This window comes from Lysinibacillus sp. NPDC092081 (assembly GCF_044755845.1).
Taxonomy (GTDB): domain Bacteria; phylum Bacillota; class Bacilli; order Bacillales_A; family Planococcaceae; genus Lysinibacillus.
Genome location: NZ_JBIVRU010000001.1, coordinates 675,354 through 697,157 on the forward strand (window position 1 = coordinate 675,354; position 21,804 = coordinate 697,157).

General features: G+C 37.9%; 18 protein-coding genes. All 18 read right to left on the reverse strand.

The window, feature by feature from the left end; genetic code table 11:
• Positions 1 to 483 precede the first annotated feature (483 nt).
• The gene (locus tag ACIQLB_RS03495) at positions 484 to 4,815 is read right to left on the reverse strand and encodes a PolC-type DNA polymerase III (RefSeq protein WP_400720939.1); all 4,332 of its coding nucleotides are present in this window, start codon (positions 4,813 to 4,815) and stop codon (positions 484 to 486) included.
• A gap of 234 nt (positions 4,816 to 5,049) precedes the next feature.
• Positions 5,050 to 6,756 (reverse strand): proline--tRNA ligase, encoded by a 1,707-nt coding sequence (locus ACIQLB_RS03500; RefSeq protein ID WP_400720942.1) that lies wholly within the window; start codon positions 6,754 to 6,756, stop codon positions 5,050 to 5,052.
• 204 nt (positions 6,757 to 6,960) lie between these two features.
• Positions 6,961 to 8,226, reverse strand: a complete 1,266-nt coding sequence (rseP, locus tag ACIQLB_RS03505; protein ID WP_400720945.1) for an RIP metalloprotease RseP — start codon at positions 8,224 to 8,226, stop codon at positions 6,961 to 6,963.
• Between the two features lie 45 nt (positions 8,227 to 8,271).
• Positions 8,272 to 9,417 carry a 1-deoxy-D-xylulose-5-phosphate reductoisomerase gene (dxr, locus tag ACIQLB_RS03510; RefSeq protein ID WP_400720948.1) on the reverse strand — a complete coding sequence of 382 codons (1,146 nt, stop codon included), beginning with the start codon at positions 9,415 to 9,417 and terminating at the stop codon, positions 8,272 to 8,274.
• 163 nt (positions 9,418 to 9,580) lie between these two features.
• Entirely contained in the window at positions 9,581 to 10,381 is an 801-nt protein-coding gene (locus ACIQLB_RS03515; RefSeq protein WP_400720950.1) for a phosphatidate cytidylyltransferase, read from the reverse strand.
• Positions 10,378 to 11,172, reverse strand: coding sequence for an undecaprenyl pyrophosphate synthase (locus ACIQLB_RS03520; protein ID WP_400720953.1), 795 nt, complete (start codon positions 11,170 to 11,172; stop codon positions 10,378 to 10,380). Before ACIQLB_RS03520 ends, ACIQLB_RS03515 begins: the two co-directional genes overlap by 4 nt.
• 821 nt (positions 11,173 to 11,993) lie before the next feature.
• Positions 11,994 to 12,551, reverse strand: coding sequence for a ribosome recycling factor (gene frr, locus ACIQLB_RS03525; protein WP_400720955.1), 558 nt, complete (start codon positions 12,549 to 12,551; stop codon positions 11,994 to 11,996).
• Entirely contained in the window at positions 12,551 to 13,276 is a 726-nt protein-coding gene (gene pyrH, locus ACIQLB_RS03530) for a UMP kinase (protein ID WP_376069197.1), read from the reverse strand. Before pyrH ends, frr begins: the two co-directional genes overlap by 1 nt.
• A gap of 263 nt (positions 13,277 to 13,539) precedes the next feature.
• The gene (tsf, locus tag ACIQLB_RS03535) at positions 13,540 to 14,427 is read right to left on the reverse strand and encodes a translation elongation factor Ts (RefSeq protein WP_400720959.1); all 888 of its coding nucleotides are present in this window, start codon (positions 14,425 to 14,427) and stop codon (positions 13,540 to 13,542) included.
• Positions 14,428 to 14,528: 101 nt separating this feature from the next.
• A complete protein-coding gene (gene rpsB / locus ACIQLB_RS03540) occupies positions 14,529 to 15,248 on the reverse strand; it encodes a 30S ribosomal protein S2 (RefSeq protein ID WP_049668466.1) in 720 nt (239 codons plus the stop codon).
• 157 nt (positions 15,249 to 15,405) lie between these two features.
• Positions 15,406 to 15,999, reverse strand: coding sequence for a hypothetical protein (locus ACIQLB_RS03545; protein ID WP_400720962.1), 594 nt, complete (start codon positions 15,997 to 15,999; stop codon positions 15,406 to 15,408).
• Positions 16,000 to 16,008: 9 nt separating this feature from the next.
• The gene (locus ACIQLB_RS03550; protein ID WP_370042844.1) at positions 16,009 to 16,317 is read right to left on the reverse strand and encodes an RNA polymerase subunit sigma; all 309 of its coding nucleotides are present in this window, start codon (positions 16,315 to 16,317) and stop codon (positions 16,009 to 16,011) included.
• Between the two features lie 37 nt (positions 16,318 to 16,354).
• Complete coding sequence (locus ACIQLB_RS03555) at positions 16,355 to 17,125, reverse strand: FliA/WhiG family RNA polymerase sigma factor (RefSeq protein WP_400720965.1); 771 nt, start codon at positions 17,123 to 17,125, stop codon at positions 16,355 to 16,357.
• 263 nt (positions 17,126 to 17,388) lie between these two features.
• The gene (locus ACIQLB_RS03560; RefSeq protein ID WP_400720968.1) at positions 17,389 to 17,763 is read right to left on the reverse strand and encodes a hypothetical protein; all 375 of its coding nucleotides are present in this window, start codon (positions 17,761 to 17,763) and stop codon (positions 17,389 to 17,391) included.
• Positions 17,763 to 18,269, reverse strand: coding sequence for a chemotaxis protein CheD (locus ACIQLB_RS03565; protein WP_400720971.1), 507 nt, complete (start codon positions 18,267 to 18,269; stop codon positions 17,763 to 17,765). The genes ACIQLB_RS03560 and ACIQLB_RS03565 overlap by 1 nt, the downstream gene beginning before the upstream one ends.
• Positions 18,270 to 18,902, reverse strand: coding sequence for a chemotaxis protein CheC (locus ACIQLB_RS03570; protein WP_400720973.1), 633 nt, complete (start codon positions 18,900 to 18,902; stop codon positions 18,270 to 18,272).
• A 9-nt stretch (positions 18,903 to 18,911) separates the two neighbouring features.
• Complete coding sequence (locus ACIQLB_RS03575) at positions 18,912 to 19,358, reverse strand: chemotaxis protein CheW (RefSeq protein ID WP_400720976.1); 447 nt, start codon at positions 19,356 to 19,358, stop codon at positions 18,912 to 18,914.
• A 27-nt stretch (positions 19,359 to 19,385) separates the two neighbouring features.
• Entirely contained in the window at positions 19,386 to 21,794 is a 2,409-nt protein-coding gene (locus tag ACIQLB_RS03580; protein WP_400720979.1) for a chemotaxis protein CheW, read from the reverse strand.
• Positions 21,795 to 21,804 lie beyond the last annotated feature (10 nt).

Consider the following 21,804-nt stretch of genomic DNA (forward strand, 5'->3'; position numbering starts at 1 on the left):
TCCTGTATCTATCAAAATCTGGCGTAATAAAACAGAAATTCCACCAGTAGCTTTGGTGAAATTTAACGGTCTTACCTGCTGTTAGTCAAAAATTTGTTTTGCTACGGTATAACAACAGAAAAGAGCGGGAAGGCCCCACTCTTTTGCTGGAAAAATATCAACAAATTATTACCATAAGAATAGCATAGTTTACAGCACAATGCAAATCTCCTTTTTCTAGACATCTAATCAATTATGCCTCGGCATAATTGCGTCTGGAAATTGAAGTTTGTGCTTAAATTAGGCTCATCACCATAACATGGGGCTGATTTCCGTTCTGACTGGCCGCTTTCCGGGAGTAGTGTATCCTTCACTTCAATCAACTCATATACATAGTATACATTTTAACAAATGTCATTCCCAACTTTATAAGCCTTAATTTGAACATAAGGCAGATAAGTTATTCGTTTTTGCTGATGATGCCTTCAGACTAACCTTCCTATTTTAGAAAAGAGATAACTGATTAGCATCAGGCATTCCCTCTAAACAACCCAATTGATCCATGTATTCTATCAATGTCTTGGATACTCGACCTCGTTGCTGTAAATCTTCCTTCGATAAAAATTCTCCGTCCTCACGTGCTGTCACAATTTGTTTAGCAACGTTTGTACCAAGTCCAGGAATCGCATCAAATGGTGGGATTAAAGAGTTCCCATCAATTACAAATTCACTAGCCTGCGAACGATATAAGTCCACCTTTTGGAAGCTCATACCACGCTCACACATTTCAAGTGCTAGTTCCATCACCGTTAATAGGTTTTTTTCTTTTGTTGAAGCATCTAAGCCCTTTATATTGATTTCATCAATTTTTGCACGAATCATTTGCGAGCCCTGTACCATCGCAATTAAGTCAAAATCATCTGCACGTACTGTGAAATACGCTGCATAGTAAAGAATCGGGAAATGCACCTTAAACCAAGCGATACGAACTGCCATTAACACGTAAGCAGCAGCGTGGGCTTTCGGGAACATATATTTTATCTTTTTACATGATTCGATATACCAGCCTGGTACTTTATTCGCTAGCATCTCTGCTTCAAACTCTTCAGATAAACCTTTCCCTTTACGCACAGACTCCATTATTTTAAACGCCAGTGACGGTTCTAGACCTTGATAAATTAAATACACCATAATATCGTCACGACAGCCAATTACTTCTTTCAGCACACATGTACCGTTTTGAATTAACTCTTGTGCGTTACCAAGCCATACGTCTGTTCCGTGTGAAAGTCCTGAAATTTGCACAAGCTCTGAGAATGTTGACGGCTTTGTATCTTCAAGCATCTGGCGTACAAAACGGGTACCGAACTCAGGAATGCCAAGTGTTCCTGTCTTACAGCCAATTTGTTTTTCTGTTACACCTAAAGTTTCTGGAGAACTAAAGATATTCATAACAACTGGATCATCTGTTGGAACGGTTTTTGGATCTATCCCTGATAAATCCTGCAACATCCGAATCACAGTCGGATCATCGTGCCCAAGAATATCAAGCTTTAAAATATTATCGTGAATGGAATGGAAATCAAAGTGCGTTGTACGCCATTCTGCATCCTGTGCATCCGCAGGAAATTGCACTGGTGAGAAGTCATAAATATCCATATAATCTGGTACTACAATAATTCCTCCAGGGTGCTGTCCTGATGTACGTTTAACGCCTGTACAGCCTTGCACTAATCGATCTACCTCAGCACCGCGGAAATGTAGATTGTTATCATTTGCATAGCCCTTTACATAGCCATAAGCTGTTTTCTCCGCAACAGTACCAATTGTCCCGGCACGATATACATAATCTTCACCGAATAAAACCTTTGTATAGTTATGAGCCTGTGGTTGATATTCCCCCGAAAAATTCAAATCAATATCAGGTACCTTATCTCCCTTAAAGCCAAGGAACGTTTCGAATGGGATATCTTGCCCATCCTTTTTATATGGTGTTCCACATTCCGTACAATCTTTATTTGGTAAGTCAAAGCCTGAGCTTACTGAACCATCATTAAAAAACTCGGAATGCTTACAATCTGGACAAACATAATGAGGTGGAAGTGGATTTACTTCAGTAATCTCCATAAATGTCGCCACTAATGAAGACCCAACAGAACCACGGGAACCTACTAAATAGCCATCAGCTAATGATTTTTTCACAAGCTTCGCAGAAATTAAATAAATTACTCCGAAACCATGGCCTAAAATTGACTTTAGTTCCTTTTCAATTCGGGCCTTCACGATTTCCGGCAACTCTTCCCCGTATATACGATGAGCCATTTCATAGGTTAAATTTGTGACCTCATCATCTGAGCCTTCAATTTTTGGTGTATATAGATCATCTTTAATTGGCTTAACATCACCAATCATATCTGCGACTTTTTGAGAGTTGGTAACAACTACTTCCTTCGCAAGATCTGGTCCTAAAAAATCAAATTCTTTAAGCATTTCATCCGTCGTTCTAAAATGAACCTCAGGTAGCTTTGATCTATTTAATATGTTGGCACCACCTTGAGAGCCAATTAATATTTGTCTGAACATTCCATCTGTCGGATCTAAGTAATGCACATTACCAGTTGCTACAACAGGTTTATCGATTTTCTTCCCTAGCTTTACTAACTTGCGAATAATATCTTCAAGCGTCCATTCATCACGTACTACATTGCGCTCAATTAACGGTGCATACACTGCCTTAGGTTGAACCTCAATATAATCATAAAATCTTGCAACTTGCTCTGCTTCCTCTGGGGATTTATTCATCATGGTCTCAAATAATTCACCATTACTACAACCTGATCCAACTAATAACCCTTCTCTATATTGCTCTAGGACTGCCCGTGTTACACGAGGTACACGATAGAAAGTTTTTGTATGGGAGTGGGTGACTATTTTAAATAAATTTTTTAGACCAACATTATCTACTGCTAATATTGTGCAGTGCATTGGTCGTCCCTTTTTATAAGCATCCCCACCACCAATATGCTTATTAAAGTCGTCGTGGTATTTGATAGCTAATTCATCTGCATCTTTTAACAGCTGTAAAAGTAAGTAACCCGTTGCCTCTGTATCATATATAGCTCGGTGATGTTGGGTTAAATCAATATTGAATTTTTTACAAAGTGTATTTAAACGATGGTTTTTCATCGTTGGATAAAGCAATCTGGCAAGCTCTAACGTATCAATAACTGGATGAATTGTTTCCTCCAGCCCAAATTTTTTATAGCCTGTGTATAAAAAGCCCATATCAAACGATGCATTATGGGCTACTACTATGCCATCTCCGATAAATGCATGAAATTCCTTAATGACTTGCTCCACTTCTGGCGCATTTCGTACCATATCATCTGTAATGCCTGTCAGTTCAATGGTTGTTGCTGAAAGTAGGTGATGTGGATTGGCAAAGCTTTCGTATTTATCTATCACATTTCCATCTTTAATTTTCACCGCAGCAAGCTCAATTATAGTATCGTAAGCAGTTGATAGTCCTGTCGTCTCTACGTCAAACACGACATAGGTAGTATCAGCTAATAAGCGGTGCTCAGATGCATAAGCAATCGGTACACCATCATCTACTAAATTAGCTTCCAAGCCGTAAATAACCTTTATGCCATGCTTTTTCCCTGCTGCATAGGCCTCTGGGAAGGATTGCACAACAGCGTGGTCGGTAATAGCCACGGCTGGATGACCCCACTTTGCAGCCTGCTCAACAAGTCTACCAACTGGTGTCACAGCATCCATTTGACTCATTGGTGTATGAAGATGTAGCTCCACCCGTTTTTCGCCTTCTAGTGCGTGGTCCTGACGTGTTGCTTTTTTTATTTCATTAATATCATTTGCCATCACGATTAAATCACGGATAAACGTATCAGTTTGTACAGAACCACGAACTTTAACCCACATACCTTTTTTCAAATGCTGCATTAGCTCTGCATCATCATTATCGCGTGAGAACATTTTTACTACGATAGAATCCGTATAGTCGGTAATTTTAATTTGTAATAAAGAGCGACCACTTTTCAGCTCTCTAATTTCCGTATCAAAAACAAATCCTTCAATGATAACACGGCGTTCTTCCTCAACAATGCGTTTAATTTCCATTGTTTCATCGTCTTTAATTAACATACCCAGCTGGAATGGACGGTCACCAAGGTTCGCAAGAGCTGGATTTTCTTTCTTCTCTTGCTCACGTTTTTGGTAATCTTGTATCGCTTGCTGGGATAAAGCTGCCTCCTCTAAACGCTTCTGTTCCATGAAAGCTTCCTGTGCCGCAATCATTTCTTCCGATTGATCTTGAAGAACAAAATCTATCACAATATGTGGAAAGCCGAATTGACTATAGCTTTCGGAAAGCTTTTCTGCATACTTTGTTTTCAACATCATAAATTCCATTTCTTGCATGCAGGATAAAGTAATTTTTTGCCCATTCCACATAGGTATTTGCGATGCTAGGCAATGTTTTAAAGGTGGCGCCATCTCATCAATTTGCTCTACTACTGTTAACCAATATTGTTGGACAAGTTCCTCCGTAACATTTTGCTCTACCGTATCAAAAGTTGTGTGGATTTGAGCGATAGTTGAAAATTTTTCAGTCAAACGAGTACGAAAAAGTTGGTATAGTGGAAAAGGAAGTACATCTCGTAATTTAATGGAAAAATTCCATAGCCTATTCTTTTTGTGTACAGTTAACCGTGATAATTCACCTTCCTCAAAAAAGGACATATACACATCATCTGTTAACTCTAGTTGTTGCAAGAGCATTTGAAACCTCGTTCTTGCTTCTTGTTGCTGTTCCAATCTATTGACACCTACTTTCAGAAAGAGGCAGTCTTAAAGCCCCTTGTTTTATTTCCTCACCAACGTTTACGAATCAAAGAAAAAATTCGCTCCCTTTTCACGGGTGACCGTCAAGCCTCACAAATCCAAAAAATCTATGAATTCATGCTTGGCTCGCTGTCCCCGAGAAGTGGCGCGAATCTTTTATCTATTTAATGCCATTTACATCCTTTTTGGGACAAGCCATTCTAAAGGTTAATTTTTGCGAAAAAATTCATTTAAGCGATCAATGACCTCTTCTTTTTTCCATTCGAATGTTTCACCTGTTTGACGGAATTTTACTTCAACAACACCTTCAGTTGCTTTTTTACCTACTGTTACACGGACAGGTAAGCCAATTAAATCAGCATCTGCAAATTTAACCCCAGCACGCTCAGTACGATCATCTAATAGCACATCATAACGGTATGATTTCAATAAACCATAAAGCTCATCAGCTAAGGCAACCTGTGTTTCATCCTTTGTATTAACAGGTACAACATGGATATCATACGGAGCTAATTGTGTTGGCCAAACAAAACCATTTTCATCTTGGAAATGCTCTGCAACAGCAGCTAAAATACGTGATACACCAATACCATAGCATCCCATAATAAATGGCTGTGCCTTACCTTGTTCGTCTAAGAATGTACCATTCATTTTTGCAGAGTAAGTTGTTCCTAATTTGAAAATATGACCAACTTCGATACCTTCTGCAAATTTGATAGTACCTTGTCCATCAGGAGATGGATCACCCTCTTGAATAAAACGAATATCTACGTATTCATTCACTGCAAAATCACGCTCAGGATTAACGTTTACTAAGTGGAATCCATCTTCATTCGCACCAGCAACACCGTTACGAATAGATTTAATAGCATTATCAGCTACTACTTTTACGTCTACCGGTAATTTAACAGGACCGATTGAACCAACTCCACAGCCTAATAAATCACGGATTGCCGCTTCACTAGCAAGTTCAACAGAACCAGCTTCAAGCGCATTTTTCAGCTTAATATCATTAATTTCGTGATCTCCACGAGCAAGTACAACAACTAATTCACCGTCAACATCAAACACTAATGATTTAATGACATTTGAAGGCTCAACATTTAAGAAAGCTGATACTTCTTCGATTGTTTTTTGGTCTGGTGTTGCCACTTTTTCAAGCTCTTTTAATGCTTCATCTGATGGTTGGTAGTCTACAAGAACTTCTGCCATTTCGATGTTTGCCGCATAATTAGACGTGTCAGAGTATGCAATTGTATCTTCTCCAATTTCAGAAAGCACCATAAATTCATGTGTACCCTTCCCACCAATTGAGCCTGCATCTGCAATAACTGCACGATAGTTTAAACCAAGACGAGAGAAAATATTTGAATAGGCACGATACATATCATCATATGTTTCATCTAAACTTTCACGCGAAGCATGGAAAGAGTATGCATCTTTCATAATAAACTCTCTGCCTCGTAGTAAACCAAAGCGAGGACGCTTTTCATCACGGAATTTAGTTTGAATTTGATAAAGTGTTAATGGTAATTTTTTATATGATTTAATTTCATCGCGTACTAAAGTTGTAATCACTTCTTCATGTGTTGGCCCTAATGCGAAATCACGATCATGACGGTCTTTTAAACGCATTAATTCTGGACCATATTTTTCCCAGCGGCCAGATTCCTGCCAAAGTTCCGCAGATTGTAATGAAGGCATTAAAAGCTCAATTGAATTGATTGCTTCCATCTCTTCACGAATAATGTTTTCTATTTTTGTTAACACACGTTTTGCAAGCGGTAAATACGAGTATACCCCACTTGTATTTTGACGAATAAACCCTGCACGTAGTAATTGTTTATGTGATTTTACCTCTGCATCAGCAGGTACTTCACGTAGCGTTGGGATAAATGTTTTACTTTGCTTCATTCAGTGTTCCACCTTTTTAATAGATAAGTTTTTATACTCTAATTAGCATAAACAAATTTAGCTTTGAACGCAATGTTTCAAAAATATTGCGTTCAAAGCTATGTTTTTTCAATCAATTTTCACCTTGGCGTAATTGCACAGTCGCCAGGGCTTCTTCTAAATATGTTTTACTTGAAAAACTTAACTTAACTTTACTTCATTTAATTAAAAGAAAAATCGTTGTATATCGTTCCATGTAACTACGACCATTAAGATCATCAATAGTACGATACCTACAAAATGCACAAGACCCTCTTTTTGACGATCGATTGGTTTACCCCTTACTGCTTCGAAGCCAAAGAATAATAGACGACCACCGTCAAGTGCAGGAAGCGGTAGTAAGTTCATAATTCCAAGGTTAATACTTAACATCGCAGCCCAATTCATTAAATTGATGAATCCATATTGAGCTACCTGCTCTGTCGCTTTGTAAATTCCTACTGGACCTGATAGAGCATCTATCGTGAATTTACCGGTAATTAACATACCAAGCAATTCAAATATTCGAGCAGTCATATTATAAGTTTCTTGAGCGCCATAAACAACAGCCTTTAATGGATTAAATTCACGCGGGCTTTCATACTTAACCCCTATTTGACCATATTTTTCGCCATTTTGTTCTATTTTTTCTTTTACCTTCATATTTAGGTTAACTTGTTGACCATTTCGATCAACCGTTACAGTAATATCCTCACTTGGATGATCTTGTACAAAAGCAGCTAAATCTTGCCATTTATTAACTACTTGTCCATCGATTGCAGTTACTCTATCGCCTGCAAGCATTCCTGCTTGTGCGGCTGGATCATTTTCTACTACTTCTGTGATGATTGGTTCATACGTAGGCACACCATGAATCAATCCAATCAGCATATAAATAATAAAAGCTAATATAAAGTTAAATAACGGGCCTGCAAAAATTGTCATTGCTCGTTGACCGACTGTTTTAGCGTTAAATTGACGATCATATGGTGCTATTAACGTTTCTTTACCGTTTTCTACGAGAATACAATCTCTTGCAACATTATAACGAACTAATTTTTCTTCTTCATCATAGCCTTCTACAAACAAATCCTTTTCTAAATCGGCACGCTCAACTTCTAAAAATAACAGATCTGGTAATTGCTTATTATTTTGATTAAAAATAATTTTCTTTACCACATTATCTTCATCTACAATAAGCCCTACTCGATAGCCCGGCTGTAATTCAGTGCCATCCATGTCCTCACCAGCCATACGAACGTAACCACCAATCGGCAATAAACGTATCGTATAGATTGTTTCACCATGTGTTTTCCCATAAATTTTTGGTCCCATACCAATTGCAAATTCTCGAACCATAATTCCTGCTCGTTTTGCGAACAAGAAGTGACCAAATTCATGGAAGAATACAAGTAGGCCAAATATTAAAATAAAAGCAATAGCTGTTTGCATAATACCCCACCTTTAAAAGCGAATAGTTAACGATATCTTCTCTCTTTATTTTACCATGTCTAACACTGTTTTTCTTGTTTCACTGTCTGCATGCAAAATTGTTTGCAAATCTGGCACTAATATGTTGTTATGTGCTTGCATTACACGCTCAATCGTTTCGTCAATTTCAAGGAATGTTATTTTCCCTTGTAAAAATGCCGCAACTGCCGCTTCATTCGCTGCATTCATCGCTGTTAAAATTGTACCGCCTGTGCGCCCAGCCTCATATGCTAGTCGCAATGCTGGATAACGTTCAACATCCATTTCTTTAAAATGCAGCTGACCAATTTGTGCTAAATTAAGTCGTTGTCCGTTATGCAGCGGCATACGATCTGGGTAGCTTAATGCATATTGGATAGGTACACGCATGTCCGGCGTACCTAGCTGTGCAATGACACTAGTATCATGATACTCAACTAGGGAGTGAATAATACTTTCTCTATGCAAAAGTACATCAATTTTATCATAAGGCATATCAAATAAGACATGTGCTTCAATGACTTCTAGTCCTTTATTCATCATTGTAGCTGAATCTATCGTAATTTTCGCACCCATTGACCAGTTCGGGTGATTTAGTGCATCCGCAACCGTTACATGCTTCAATTCCTCACGTGTTTTGTCACGGAAGCTACCTCCAGAAGCTGTAATAATTAAACGTTCAATATTTTTCGGATTCTCACCATTCATCGATTGGAAAATCGCAGAATGCTCACTATCAACCGGCAAAATTGCTGCATTATATTTCTTGGCCTCAGCCATCACTAAATGTCCAGCGGTTACAAGTGTTTCTTTATTGGCGATGGCAATTGTTTTGCCCATGCGAATTGCAGCTAATGTCGATTCTAGTCCAACACTTCCAAGAACCGCGTTTACAAGCACCGTTGAATCAGGATGTGTAGCGACCTCTACAAGCCCTTTTGCACCAAACGTAAAGTGTACTTGTGGATATTCTTTAGCGAGAATAATTGCATCTTCTTCTAATTGAACAGATACAAGCTCAGGCTTTAAAGTTTCAATCATTTCACGAGTTTTTTCGATATTTTTTCCAGAAGAAAATGCCACTAAATGAAAGGCATCGCGTTGTTCTTTTAAAATATCATAGGTTTGCCAACCAATTGAACCAGTTGCACCAAGTAAACTAATTTTTTTCACGACAAATTGTCCCCTTTTTCTATCTCAGCAAATGATATAGCACGATTATTATCACTCTGTTTAGAGGAAAATGCTATTGTTATGGCACATCACCATAACGTAGAGTTGATTTCGGTTCCGACTGGACGCTTTCCTATAGGCGACCGATGAGCCGCTATTGTTCCTAGTTACCAAAAAGATGTAAAAAATGTAGTAAAGGCACGACGAACAATAGACTATCAAAGCGATCTAAAATACCGCCATGTCCAGGTAAAATTTTGCCTGAATCCTTTACGTCAAAATGACGCTTGATAGCTGATTCCACTAAATCGCCCATTTGACCAATAATTGACGCAAAGATTGTAATGAAAATAAGTGAGACATAACCATTCGCAAATGGATAAATTACCTGCATCCCAACAGCAAAGATTACTGCAATGACAATTCCACCTACAAAACCTTCCACGGTTTTCTTCGGTGAGATTTCAGGCCATAGCTTATTTTTGCCTATCTTTCTTCCAACAAAATATGCACCTGAATCAGTTGTCCAAACTACAAGTAAACAATATACAACAAACTCTAGACCATAGCTTCGTGTTTCGATTAAGTAATGGAAGCCTAACCCGACATAAAACGCACCTAATAAAATAAATGCAACTTCATCGAATGTAATTTTATTTTTCACAAGGACTACGTATATGAGCAATAGCATCATTAGACCATACACAACCATTAAATCGGAGGAATAGCCAATTGCATCTACTACCTTACTCGACCAGTCCTTTGGTATAACAAGTAGTATTAATGTTAGTAGCCCTAAAAAACCAGGCACTGTAAAAAGTGAAATACCTTTCATTTTTAGTATTTCATAAAAGCCGACAACAGCCATTGCAAGTACAAGTATTGTAAATGGCACTTTTCCATAGATAACAAATGGAATAAATAGCGCTGCTGCAATTATTGCCGTGATAATTCGTTGTTTCAAGTTGTTTCTTCTCCCTTCAACCCACCGTAACGGCGATTACGTTTCTGGTAGTTTTCCACCGCTTCCAGTAAGTTTTCCGCACTAAAATCTGGCCACAATGTATCTGTAAACCAAAATTCTGTATAGGCGAGCTGCCATAACATAAAATTACTTAATCGCACTTCACCGCTTGTACGAATTAATAAATCTGGCTCTGGCAGATGAGCCGTCATTAAATGAGATGTCAAGCATTCTTCCGTTATGTCTTGCATCGTTAATTGACCGTCCTGCACCTTTTGAAGCATTATTTTCATGGCGCTAACCATTTCCGAACGACTTCCATAATTCAGAGCAAAATTTAGAATTAATCCTGTATTATGCTTCGTCTCCTCCATTGCCTCGTACAACGCTTTTTGCGTATGTGCTGGTAACAAAGATGGATCGCCTATCATTTCAACACGTACATTGCGTTCCATCATTTCAGGTAAAAAGGAACCTAAAAATTCTACAGGTAAACGCATTAGAAAATCGACCTCTGTTTTTGGTCGCTTCCAATTTTCTGTAGAGAACGCATACACCGTTAAAACTTTAATACCTAGATCTGATGCAAATCTAGTTACCTTTCGTACCGTCTTCATACCTTCATGGTGCCCAGCAATACGTGGCATGGCACGCTTCTTCGCCCAACGTCCATTTCCGTCCATAATAATCGCTACATGGGCAGGAATCGGCTCGTTTTTAGCAAGGGCAACACGTTCCTCCAATGATAGTGAATCCATATTTATTTGTTTACCTAATAGCTTTTTAAACATGCTAACTCCCCCACTACAACTAATCGGACGTATACTAACCTATCATAACAAACAAAAGCGCTTTTTGTCTTTTTTTTCCCTCTAAATTGACTATGTATGAACTATCTTATTTTAGAACTACACACATTTTTGGATTCTCACCATAACGTGGGGTTGATTTCCGTTCCGACTGGGCGCTTTGTTGCTGACGCTACGCTTTCGCACAGAAAACATTTGTTGCTGACGCTTCGCTTTCGCACAGAAAACATTTGTTGCTGACGCTACGCTTTCGCACAGAAAACATTTGTTGCTGACGCTTCGCTTTCGCACAGAAAACATTTGCCGCTGAAGCTTCGCTTTCGCGCAGAGCAGAGCTTCCTGGGGGCGTCGGGGCAACAGGATGTTGGTCACGAAGGCATTATCACAGGACGTGATGGTTTTAGCCTTTGTTCCTCTATTGCTAATCCCCAAGGAGTCGCCCAGTCTCCACTCCAATCAACTTATCCTTATGACATACGTTTTAACAAAATGTCATCCCCAGCTTTTGGTGATGATCCCTTTATAAAGAAAGGCTAGAAAACATATTAAGAGGTGTTTCCCTTATTCGTTCAATCTTCAATAATGTATTTCGCTTAAGTAAAGAACAGTTCTTCTTAATCTTAAAAGAAAGCAAAAATAGATGAAAGGTATTTTCCCTAAAACAGTTAAAGTTTAATGTATAAGACTTTACTACATCTTTTACATAATAATTTAAAAGTAAAGAGAAAAGACGTCCTGATATTTATAGGACGCCTTTATCTCATCAAAAAGTTCCATCATAGATATGCAAAGCGAGTAATTGCTTACACTTCTAGAATTTCTTTTTCCTTATCTTTCATTACTTGGTCTACTTTAACAATGAATTCATCCGTTAATTTTTGAATATCTTCACCGTAGCCACGTAGATCATCTTCTGTGATTTCGCCAGCTTTTTCAAGTTTTTTTAGATCATCATTAGCATCGCGACGAACATTACGTACAGCGATTTTTGCATCCTCTGCTTCTTTTTTCACTTGCTTCACAAGATCTTTACGACGCTCTTCTGTTAAAGCAGGAATCATTAAACGAATAACAGATCCATCATTTGTTGGTGTAATACCAATATCTGATTTCATAATCGCTTTTTCGATTTCACCTAAAATTGTTTTATCGTAAGGTGTAATAACTAATAAACGTGCTTCTGGTACCGAAACACCACCAAGCTGATTTATTGGTGTTGGTGCACCATAATATTCAACCATAATACGATCTAATAGAGCAGCATTTGCACGGCCTGCACGGATTGAAGATAGTTCACGTGTAAAAGCAGCAATTGTTTTGTTCATTTTTTCTTTAGCTTGTTCTAAAACTTGTTTAGACATTATGCATTCCTCCTAACAACTGTTCCAATTTTCTCGCCTTGTACGGCACGTTTAATATTACCTGGTTCTGTAATTGAGAAGACAATTAACGGAATATCGTTATCCATACATAAAGTAGAAGCTGTTGAATCCATTACTTGTAAGCCCTGTTGAATAACGTCTAAGTATGTGAGTGTATCATATTTAACGGCAGTTGCATCTATTTTCGGATCTGCAGAATAAACACCATCTACATTATTTTTTGCCATTAAAATCGCATCTGCGTCGATTTCAGCTGCTCGTAACGCAGCTGTAGTATCAGTAGAGAAGAATGGGTTACCCGTACCTGCTGCAAAAATTACTACGCGTTTTTTCTCTAGATGGCGAACTGCTTTACGGCGAATATATGGCTCTGCTACTTGTGTCATTACAATGGAAGATTGCACACGTGTTTCAATGCCTAATTTCTCTAGTGCATCTTGTAACGCTAAAGAGTTCATAACCGTTGCTAGCATACCCATATAGTCGGCTGCAGCACGATCCATCCCCATTTCGCTACCGATTTTTCCACGCCATATATTACCGCCACCTACAACAACAGCAACTTCAACATCAAGATCTACTACTTCTTTTACTTCTTCTGCAACAGACTTGATTATTTTTGGTGATAAACCGAAGCCCGCTTCTCCAGCTAACGCTTCACCACTTAATTTTATAACTACTCGTTTATATTGTGGCACACTCATTGTAAACCTCCGTCAGACTTTATTTAATACATCTCTATTCTCTTTTCCATTATAGTATAAATAACAATAATTGCTAGTTATGAATAAGGCAGAATAGGAAATTATATGGCTCATCACCAATTTCATTCTCAACTATTGGTGGATGAACCAATTATATCTTTTTTTGCTCATTTCGGAAAAATAGGGAACACGCTATGTTGTGTTCCCCATTTTTTGTCTAGAAAATCTAGATATTATTTGGTTAGGATCAAACGCAAGCTAAATTAGTTACCTTTAACTTGGCTCATTACTTCTTCAGCAAAGTTATCTTCACGTTTTTCGATACCTTCACCTACAGCGTAACGTACGAAGCCGTTTACTGAACCGCCAGTTGAAGCAACGAAGTCACGTACTTTTTGATCTGAGTTTTTAACGAATGTTTGGTCAAGTAAGCAAACATCTTCGAAGTATTTACCAAGACGACCTTCAACCATTTTTGCTACGATGTTTTCTGGTTTACCTTCGTTAAGAGCTTGTTCAGTTAATACTTTACGCTCACGTTCAACTTCTTCAGCAGAAACTTCATCGCGAGAAACATAAGTAGGGTTAATAGCAGCGATATGCATAGCAACATCTTTTGCAGCAGAAGCATCTGTAGAACCTTCTAAAGCAACTAATACACCGATGCGGCCGCCCATGTGTAAGTAAGAACCGAATGCATCTGCATCAGTTTTTGTTTTCACTTCGAAACGACGAAGAGTGATTTTTTCACCGATTGTTGCAATTGCTGTTGAAATTTGGTCAACAACTTTTACACCTTCAGCATTTGCAAGCTCTAATGCAGCTTCAATTGATGCAGGTTTAGCAGCAAGTAATTGTTCAGCTAATGAAGCAACTAATACTTGGAATTTATCGTTTTTAGAAACGAAGTCAGTTTCAGCATTTACTTCTAGGATGATTGCTTCGTTACCATTTTCTAAAATGTAAGTTGTACCTTCTGCAGCGATACGGTCAGCTTTTTTAGCAGCTGAAGAAAGACCTTTTTCACGTAGGAAATCGATTGCAGCATCTATATCGCCATCAGTTTGTACTAACGCTTTTTTACAATCCATCATTCCAGCGCCAGTTTTTTCACGTAATTCTTTTACTAATTGTGCAGTAATGTTTGCCATTTAGTGTTTCCTCCTCAAATTGGTTGTACAAATTTTAGTGATAGGTTCTAAAAAAGGTGATAAGGGTCCTGAGCCACTTATCACCTTTTTGTAAACGTGAATTACTCAGCAGCAGCTTCTACAGCTGGAGCTTCTTCTTCACCTTGTTTTGACTCGATTAAAGCGTCAGCCATTTTAGCAGTTAAAAGTTTAACAGCGCGAATAGCATCATCATTAGCAGGAATTACGTAGTCGATTTCATCTGGATCACAGTTTGTATCAACAATACCTACTAGAGGGATGTTTAATTTAATAGCTTCTGCAACAGCAATGCGTTCTTTACGTGGGTCAACCACGAACATTACGTCTGGTAGAGCGTGCATATCACGGATACCGCCTAAGAATTTGATTAGACGTTCGTGTTCTTTTTTAAGTTGGATTACTTCTTTTTTAGGTAGAACTTCAAAAGTTCCGTCTTCTTCCATTTTTTCGATTGCTTTCATACGTGCAACACGTTTTTGAATTGTACCGAAGTTTGTAAGAGTACCACCTAACCAACGTTGGTTGATGTAGTAGTTGCCTGAACGTTCAGCTTCATCTTTGATCGCTTCTTGTGCTTGTTTTTTCGTACCAACGAAAAGAACTTTACCACCGTCTTGACCAACTTGACGCATGAAGTCATAAGCTTCCTCTAATTTTTTAACAGTTTTTTGTAAGTCGATGATGTAGATCCCGTTACGCTCAACGAAGATATATTTCTTCATTTTTGGGTTCCAACGACGAGTTTGGTGACCGAAATGTACACCAGCTTCAAGTAATTGTTTCATAGAAATTACTGACATGTGTATTTCCTCCTAGTATGTTTGGTTTTTATCCTCCGCATTTATCACTTGCAACAAGCTACCCTAAGCTTAGAGCACCACTTACTACATCAAAATGCGTGTGTATTAATAACACCATTTGCAACTATATCATAGCTTTAGCCCATTCGCAACTGTTTTAGTGATGAAATTTCAATAAAAGCTCGATTTCTGTTTTCCCTTTTTGCAGTTGCTTGGCAATTTCTTCTGCTGTTTTACCTTGTTTCGCTAATTCAACAGCCTGTTGTTCCACTGTTAATGGCTTAGCTTCTTGCTTTTTGGTTGCATCAGTTGCTTGTTGGTCCGAATGTACCACCTTCGCTTCAGCTTTAGCCCCAGTTTGCTGCTGACGTGAATAAGCATTGGCTACGATATTTTTGGGCACATAAATACGCTGTTCATCTAAACTAATAGAACCGTCTACTGTGCTTTCTTCCTTTGTCAAAGAAGGTGGTTGCACCTGCTCCTTTTGTCTCACAATCTGTTCTTCCTGTTTCACAGCATTCGTTTGAGTTTCAGACTTAGAAACTCTTTGCAGCTCTTGAATTAGGCGATCATTTTCATCTTTCATATCAGCTAAATAGACACTGATGGTATCATCCATTTCACGCATTAAGCGCTCCTGTTTCTTTTCTAAGTCCTTAAATTTTGCTAGCTTCGTATTTAATATAATAAGGAAATAAAATGAAATTAGCTGTAAAATAAATAGAACCGCAATTAGTATGATTGTCATAGTAAACTCCTATCCACTAAAATCCACGAAATTTCCTTTAAACGGATGCTGCGCCTGCTTTTCTCGCTTCTCGTCATCCTTATTTTTCTTTTTTCGAGTACCTTTTATATACTCGCCACCTGCTTCTTCATCTTCACTAATCCCATCCATACCTTCTGAAGTATTCACAACTTTTTGCTTGCGTTCTATTTCTTTTTTTAACGCTTCATTTGCATGCGCTTGCTGAGCCAAAGTTTGTTGTTGTGCCTGATCAGCCATTTTTCCTGCTTCAAACGTTTTTGGAATAGCTATTTGCAATTCGACACCCTTTAAACTCATGTGACTCCCTCCTTCAATGATATGTATATAAGGATTATTATGCATTAATCATTTCATTGGATAATAATTTCCGTAGCTTTAATAACGCCTTAGAGTGGATTTGTGAAATGCGTGATGTTGATAATTCAAGCATTTCTCCAATTTCTGTTAATGTTAATTCCTCAGAATAAAATAAACTAAGCACCAGCTGCTCCTTATCATTGAGCTTTTGGATATTTTCCGCTAAATCCCCAAGCAATTCTGACTTAACGACAGCTTGCTCAGGTGTTTTAGTCGTATCATCACGAATAACAAATGACTTTCCATCAGTCTCATCTTGATCTTGCTGCTCATTAATGGAAAGAACATTTGAAAAGAAATGCTCTTGTACAGTTTGGTAAACGTCCTCAACAGGTAAAGCCATATGTTCCGCAAGTTCCTCAGGCGTTATATGACGCATATATTTTTGTTCTAACTGTTCAATCTGTGCATCTAACTTTTTCGCCTTCTCACGTGCGGAGCGTGGCAACCAATCTTCCTTACGTAAACCATCAATAATTGCTCCTCTTACTCTAAAAGAGGCATATGTATCAAATTTCAAGTCTCTATTAATATCAAATTTATTCAACGCGTCAAAAAGACCTACCATACCTAAGCTCGTTAAATCGTCTCGCGATACATTCTTTGGTAAGCTCGCTCCAATGCGTTGTACATGATAAGATACTAGAGAAATATATTTTTTTATAAGTAAATCACCAGCGTCTGGATCACGTTCATTTATCCAGCGGTTCCACAGCTTTTGTTCATCGTTCAGAATTGGTTGTGTCATGTAATCCACCTCTCTAAGAAAAACGCATTTACGCGTCTGTTTGCCACTGTATTATATTACCTTGTTGTTTTTTAAATAGTTCATTCTGTAATTCTTTCCTATATTATAACAAAAATCGACTATAATTTCATTTGTTTCTCCTACTCTATCACAGATTCTTTACATTTATGTGTCGGGCATTTTTTAATGGATATAGTCAAAACTTACTAATGCAAAAGAATTAAGATAACTATAAAAAAGAGCCGCTACTCGCGACTCCTTTTTTAAGCATTATTTACTTGCGGATCATCCTCACGATTCATCATCGTTCGTACAACCTGAGCAATTTCATCTGAGCTTTCATCTTGAAACTCAACGGCAGAGTTGGCCGTTGGTGTTTCTTGATTTTCTTCCTCGTGATTGTCGGATTCATTTTCTTCATGCTCACCTTCAACGACTTCTTCATCGCCCTCTGGTGTAAATAAAACGTAGGCAATTAAAAACCTTACAATATACATGACGAAAAACACAAATATTCCCGCCACAAATGACCCTATGATAATACGTAGTGGTGTATAAGGTTTTAGAAATGTACTAAAAAAATATATAGAAAAGGCTATTAACGCTCCCCATAGGTTATAAAAAATAGAACCAAACATTATATTTCGCTCACTCCTTGGTTAACCGTTCGAATATGTAATGCCGAAGTCGCAGGATTAAATTCAATTGTTCTACCACTATTACCACCCGTGTCTTCGGCAACTAAACGAATTCCATGACGCTTTAGCTCATGCTTCACAGCTTCTACATTACGTGGCCCGATGCGCATCGAGTCTTTATCTGAAGTGAATTGAAACATCTGCGCACCACCCGCAATTTTTGCCTTTAGTTTGAATTTTTGAACGCCTTCTAACTTTAATAAGTCAATCATTGCCGCAATGCCTGTGTCAGCAAATTTAGCCACATTTATTGACTCTTGTCTACCTAAACTCGAATCCGGCAACATCACATGTATTAAACCAGCAATTTTTTTTGATTCATCATATAAGATAACACCTACACAAGATCCAAGACCTGATGTTCTTATCGTATTTGGTAACTTTACTACATCCATTTGTGCAATTCCAACTTTGATAACTTGCCCATTACTACTGTTTAGTATCATCTAAGAAACTCCTAATGCTTTAAAAATAGCATCAAATGAGTCTGGATCTGGTAATAAGAAGAAATGCCCTCTTACTGTTTCCTGATCCTCTACACCGTCTTCAAAAATGGATGTGTTTATTACGATAACATTATCGCTAACGTGTGATAATTCAATCAAGCCAATACTAATAATAGCACCAAACATGTCCACACTTAGTCCTGGCACAGTTGGGTAAATTTTTAAATTTGTAAAGTCAGATAACGCCGATAAATAAGAGCCAGATAAAATATTACCCATTTCCTGCATAGCTGATAAACCTAACTCTGAAACAGGCCGTTTTTTAAAGTCGAATGATTCATCAAATATGAGACGACGAATAAAACGATTTGCTTGTTCAATTGGCAGGATAAAGAACATACTACCTTCAGCATCACCTTCAATGCGTAGATAGATCCCAACTACGACATTTTCAGATCCTCCAGCAAGCTCCATCATGTCATTAAATGACACCATTTCAACCTTTGGTACTCGCATATCAATTTTTTTAGCAAGTAAATTGGAAAGTGCAGTCGCAGCATGTGCAGCACCTATATTACCAATTTCCTTCAATACATCTAAATGTAGTGATGTAATCTTTTGATTATATGTCATTATCGATCCCTACTTTAGTGGATTTAGTACTTTCTCTAAATGCAATAAAATTAATAATCGTTTATCTATTTTAGCCACTCCTGAAATAAACTCTTCTTCCAGTGAACCTACCACTTCGGGCTGTGGTTCAATTGAGTCAGCTGGGATGTCTAACACATCATTTGCAGAGTCTACGACGAAACCTACTTCCATATCTTCTAATGAAATAATGATAATACGTGTTGTTTCTTCATGCTCAGAGACAGGTAATTCAAATCGTTCACGTAAATCCACAATTGGCGTTACGACACCGCGTAGGTTAATAACACCTTTTACATATTTCGCCGTTTTCGGTACACGTGTAATATGCATTAGTTTTTCAATCCCTTGTACATGTGACACCGGAATCGCATATTCTTTATCTGCTAATTGAAAAACAATTACTTTAATACTTTCTTGTTCCACTACGTTTGTCATTGTTTACACCTCTCTTATTCATTCACCTTATTTAATAAGTGCGTTACAATCCACAATTAAGGCTACTTTCCCGTTACCTAAAATTGTTGCACCTGAAATTGCAAAGATATTCGTTAAGTAATTTCCTAATGATTTCAGCACAATTTCTTGTTGGCCAATGAATGAATCCACAACTAAACCAGCAAGCTTTTCACCTTTTCGAACGATGACCACTGAATGGAATTCGTCATCCTGTAGTTCTTTGCGTGGTACCTCAAAGATTTCTTCTAAGAATACTAGTGGTACTACTTTGCCACGGAAGTCGATTACTTTTTGATTATGCGCATTCATAATTTCTGATGAACGGATAATTGAAGTTTCAATAATTGATGAAAGTGGAATTGCATAAATTTCTTTTTCGATTTCTACTAGCATGACAGAAATAATCGATAATGTCAGTGGTAATTGAATGGAGAATACTGAGCCTACATCTTGTGTAGATTCAATTGAAATATTTCCACCCAATGATTCTATTGTTGTTTTAACAACGTCTAATCCAACGCCTCGGCCTGATACGTCAGAAATAACATCTGCCGTTGAGAAACCAGAAGCTAAAATAAGCTCATTGATTTGTTTATCTGACATTGCATATGATTGTTCTTGTGTAACAATGCCTTTAGAAATAGCTTTCGCAAGTACTTTTTCACGGTTAATACCTGCTCCATCATCTTCAATTTCAATAAAGACATAGTTACCACTATGATAAGCACGCAGTACAACTGTTCCTTCTTCTGGTTTACCTTTAGCAAGACGAGCCGTAGGATTTTCAATACCGTGGTCAACAGAATTACGAATTAAATGAACAAGAGGATCCCCAATTTCATCGATTACTGTACGATCTAGTTCTGTTTCAGCACCAATAATTTCGAGGTTAATTTTCTTGTTTAGATCACGAGATAACTGACGAATCATTTTCGGGAAGCGATTGAATACTGTTTCAACTGGAACCATACGCATCGTTAAAATAATCGTTTGTAAGTCACCCATGACACGGCTCATGCGTTCTACTGTTTCATTTAACTCTCCATGGTTAACCTCAGTTGCAATAGACTGTAGTCGTCCTCGATCTATAACAAGCTCTTCAAATAAGTTCATTAATATATCAAGTCGCTCGATATTCACACGAATTGTTTTATTACCAACAGGCGCATGGCTTTTATCAGCCTTAGCAGGAGCCGCTGCCTTTGCAGATGCAGGTGTAGGTGCTGCAGTATTTGTTTTAGGTGCAGTAGCAGGTTGAGCCCCAACTTCTACCGTTGCTGTTGCCACTACTTCTTGCATTGCTTGTTCTTTTTCACTATGTTGCTTTTGTTCGATCGTTGCGACAATCACTTCTTCGACTTCAGAAACTTTCATAATCTTTTTCTGCATATCTTCAGCAGATTCTTTTGTTACGAAGGCTACGTAAAATTGTTGATCGAACTGTTCGTCTTCAAGCTTTTCTACTGATGGATTTGATTTAATGACATCCCCATCTTTTTCCAATATTTCAAACACCATAAATACACGTGCTGCTTTCAAAAGACAGTCCTCACGTAATTTCACTGAAATTTCGAATGCATTGAAACCTTGTTCAGCTGATTGTGAAATAACGGTTTGTTCAAAGCCGTCATACTCTAAAACACTTGCTACAGCAGTAGTTGGTGTCTCAATAGTTGCGACAATCACTTCTTCAACTTCTGAAACTCTCATAATCTTTTTCTGCATATCTTCAGCAGATTCTTTTGTTACGAAAGCTACGTAAAATTGTTGGTCGAACTGTCCGTCTTCAAGCTTTTCTACTGATGGATTTGATTTAATAACTTCCCCATCTTTTTCTAAAATCTCGAACACCATAAATACTCGTGCTGCTTTTAAAAGACAGTCCTCACGTAATTTCACTGAAATTTCAAATGCATTGAAACCTTGCTCAGTAGATTGTGAAATAACTGTTTGTTCGAAGCCGTCATACTCTAACATACTTGCTACAGCAGTAGCTGGAGTCTCAGTAGTTCCTACTACTTCAGGAGCCGCTTCCTCACCTAATTCAATACGCTTTAATTGAGCAACAGTAGAAGATACATCACGTTTTCCATCTCCACCATTCGCAATGTCCATCACCATTTCTTCTAGATGGTCTACAGACTCAAAGACAACATCTAAAATTTCAGGAGAAACATGGATTTTCTCGTTTCGGATCGCATCCAACACATTTTCCATTTTATGAGTTAAGTCCGCTAAATCTTCAAAGCCCATTGTCGCAGACATACCTTTTAATGTATGTGCAGAGCGGAAAATTTCTCCAACAATCGCCAAATCATCTGGATTTTTTTCTAGTTCTAATAAATGTTCACTACATGCTTGTAAATGGTCTTTACTTTCTTCAATAAACATCTCTAAATATTGATTGACTTCCATAAGAGGACAC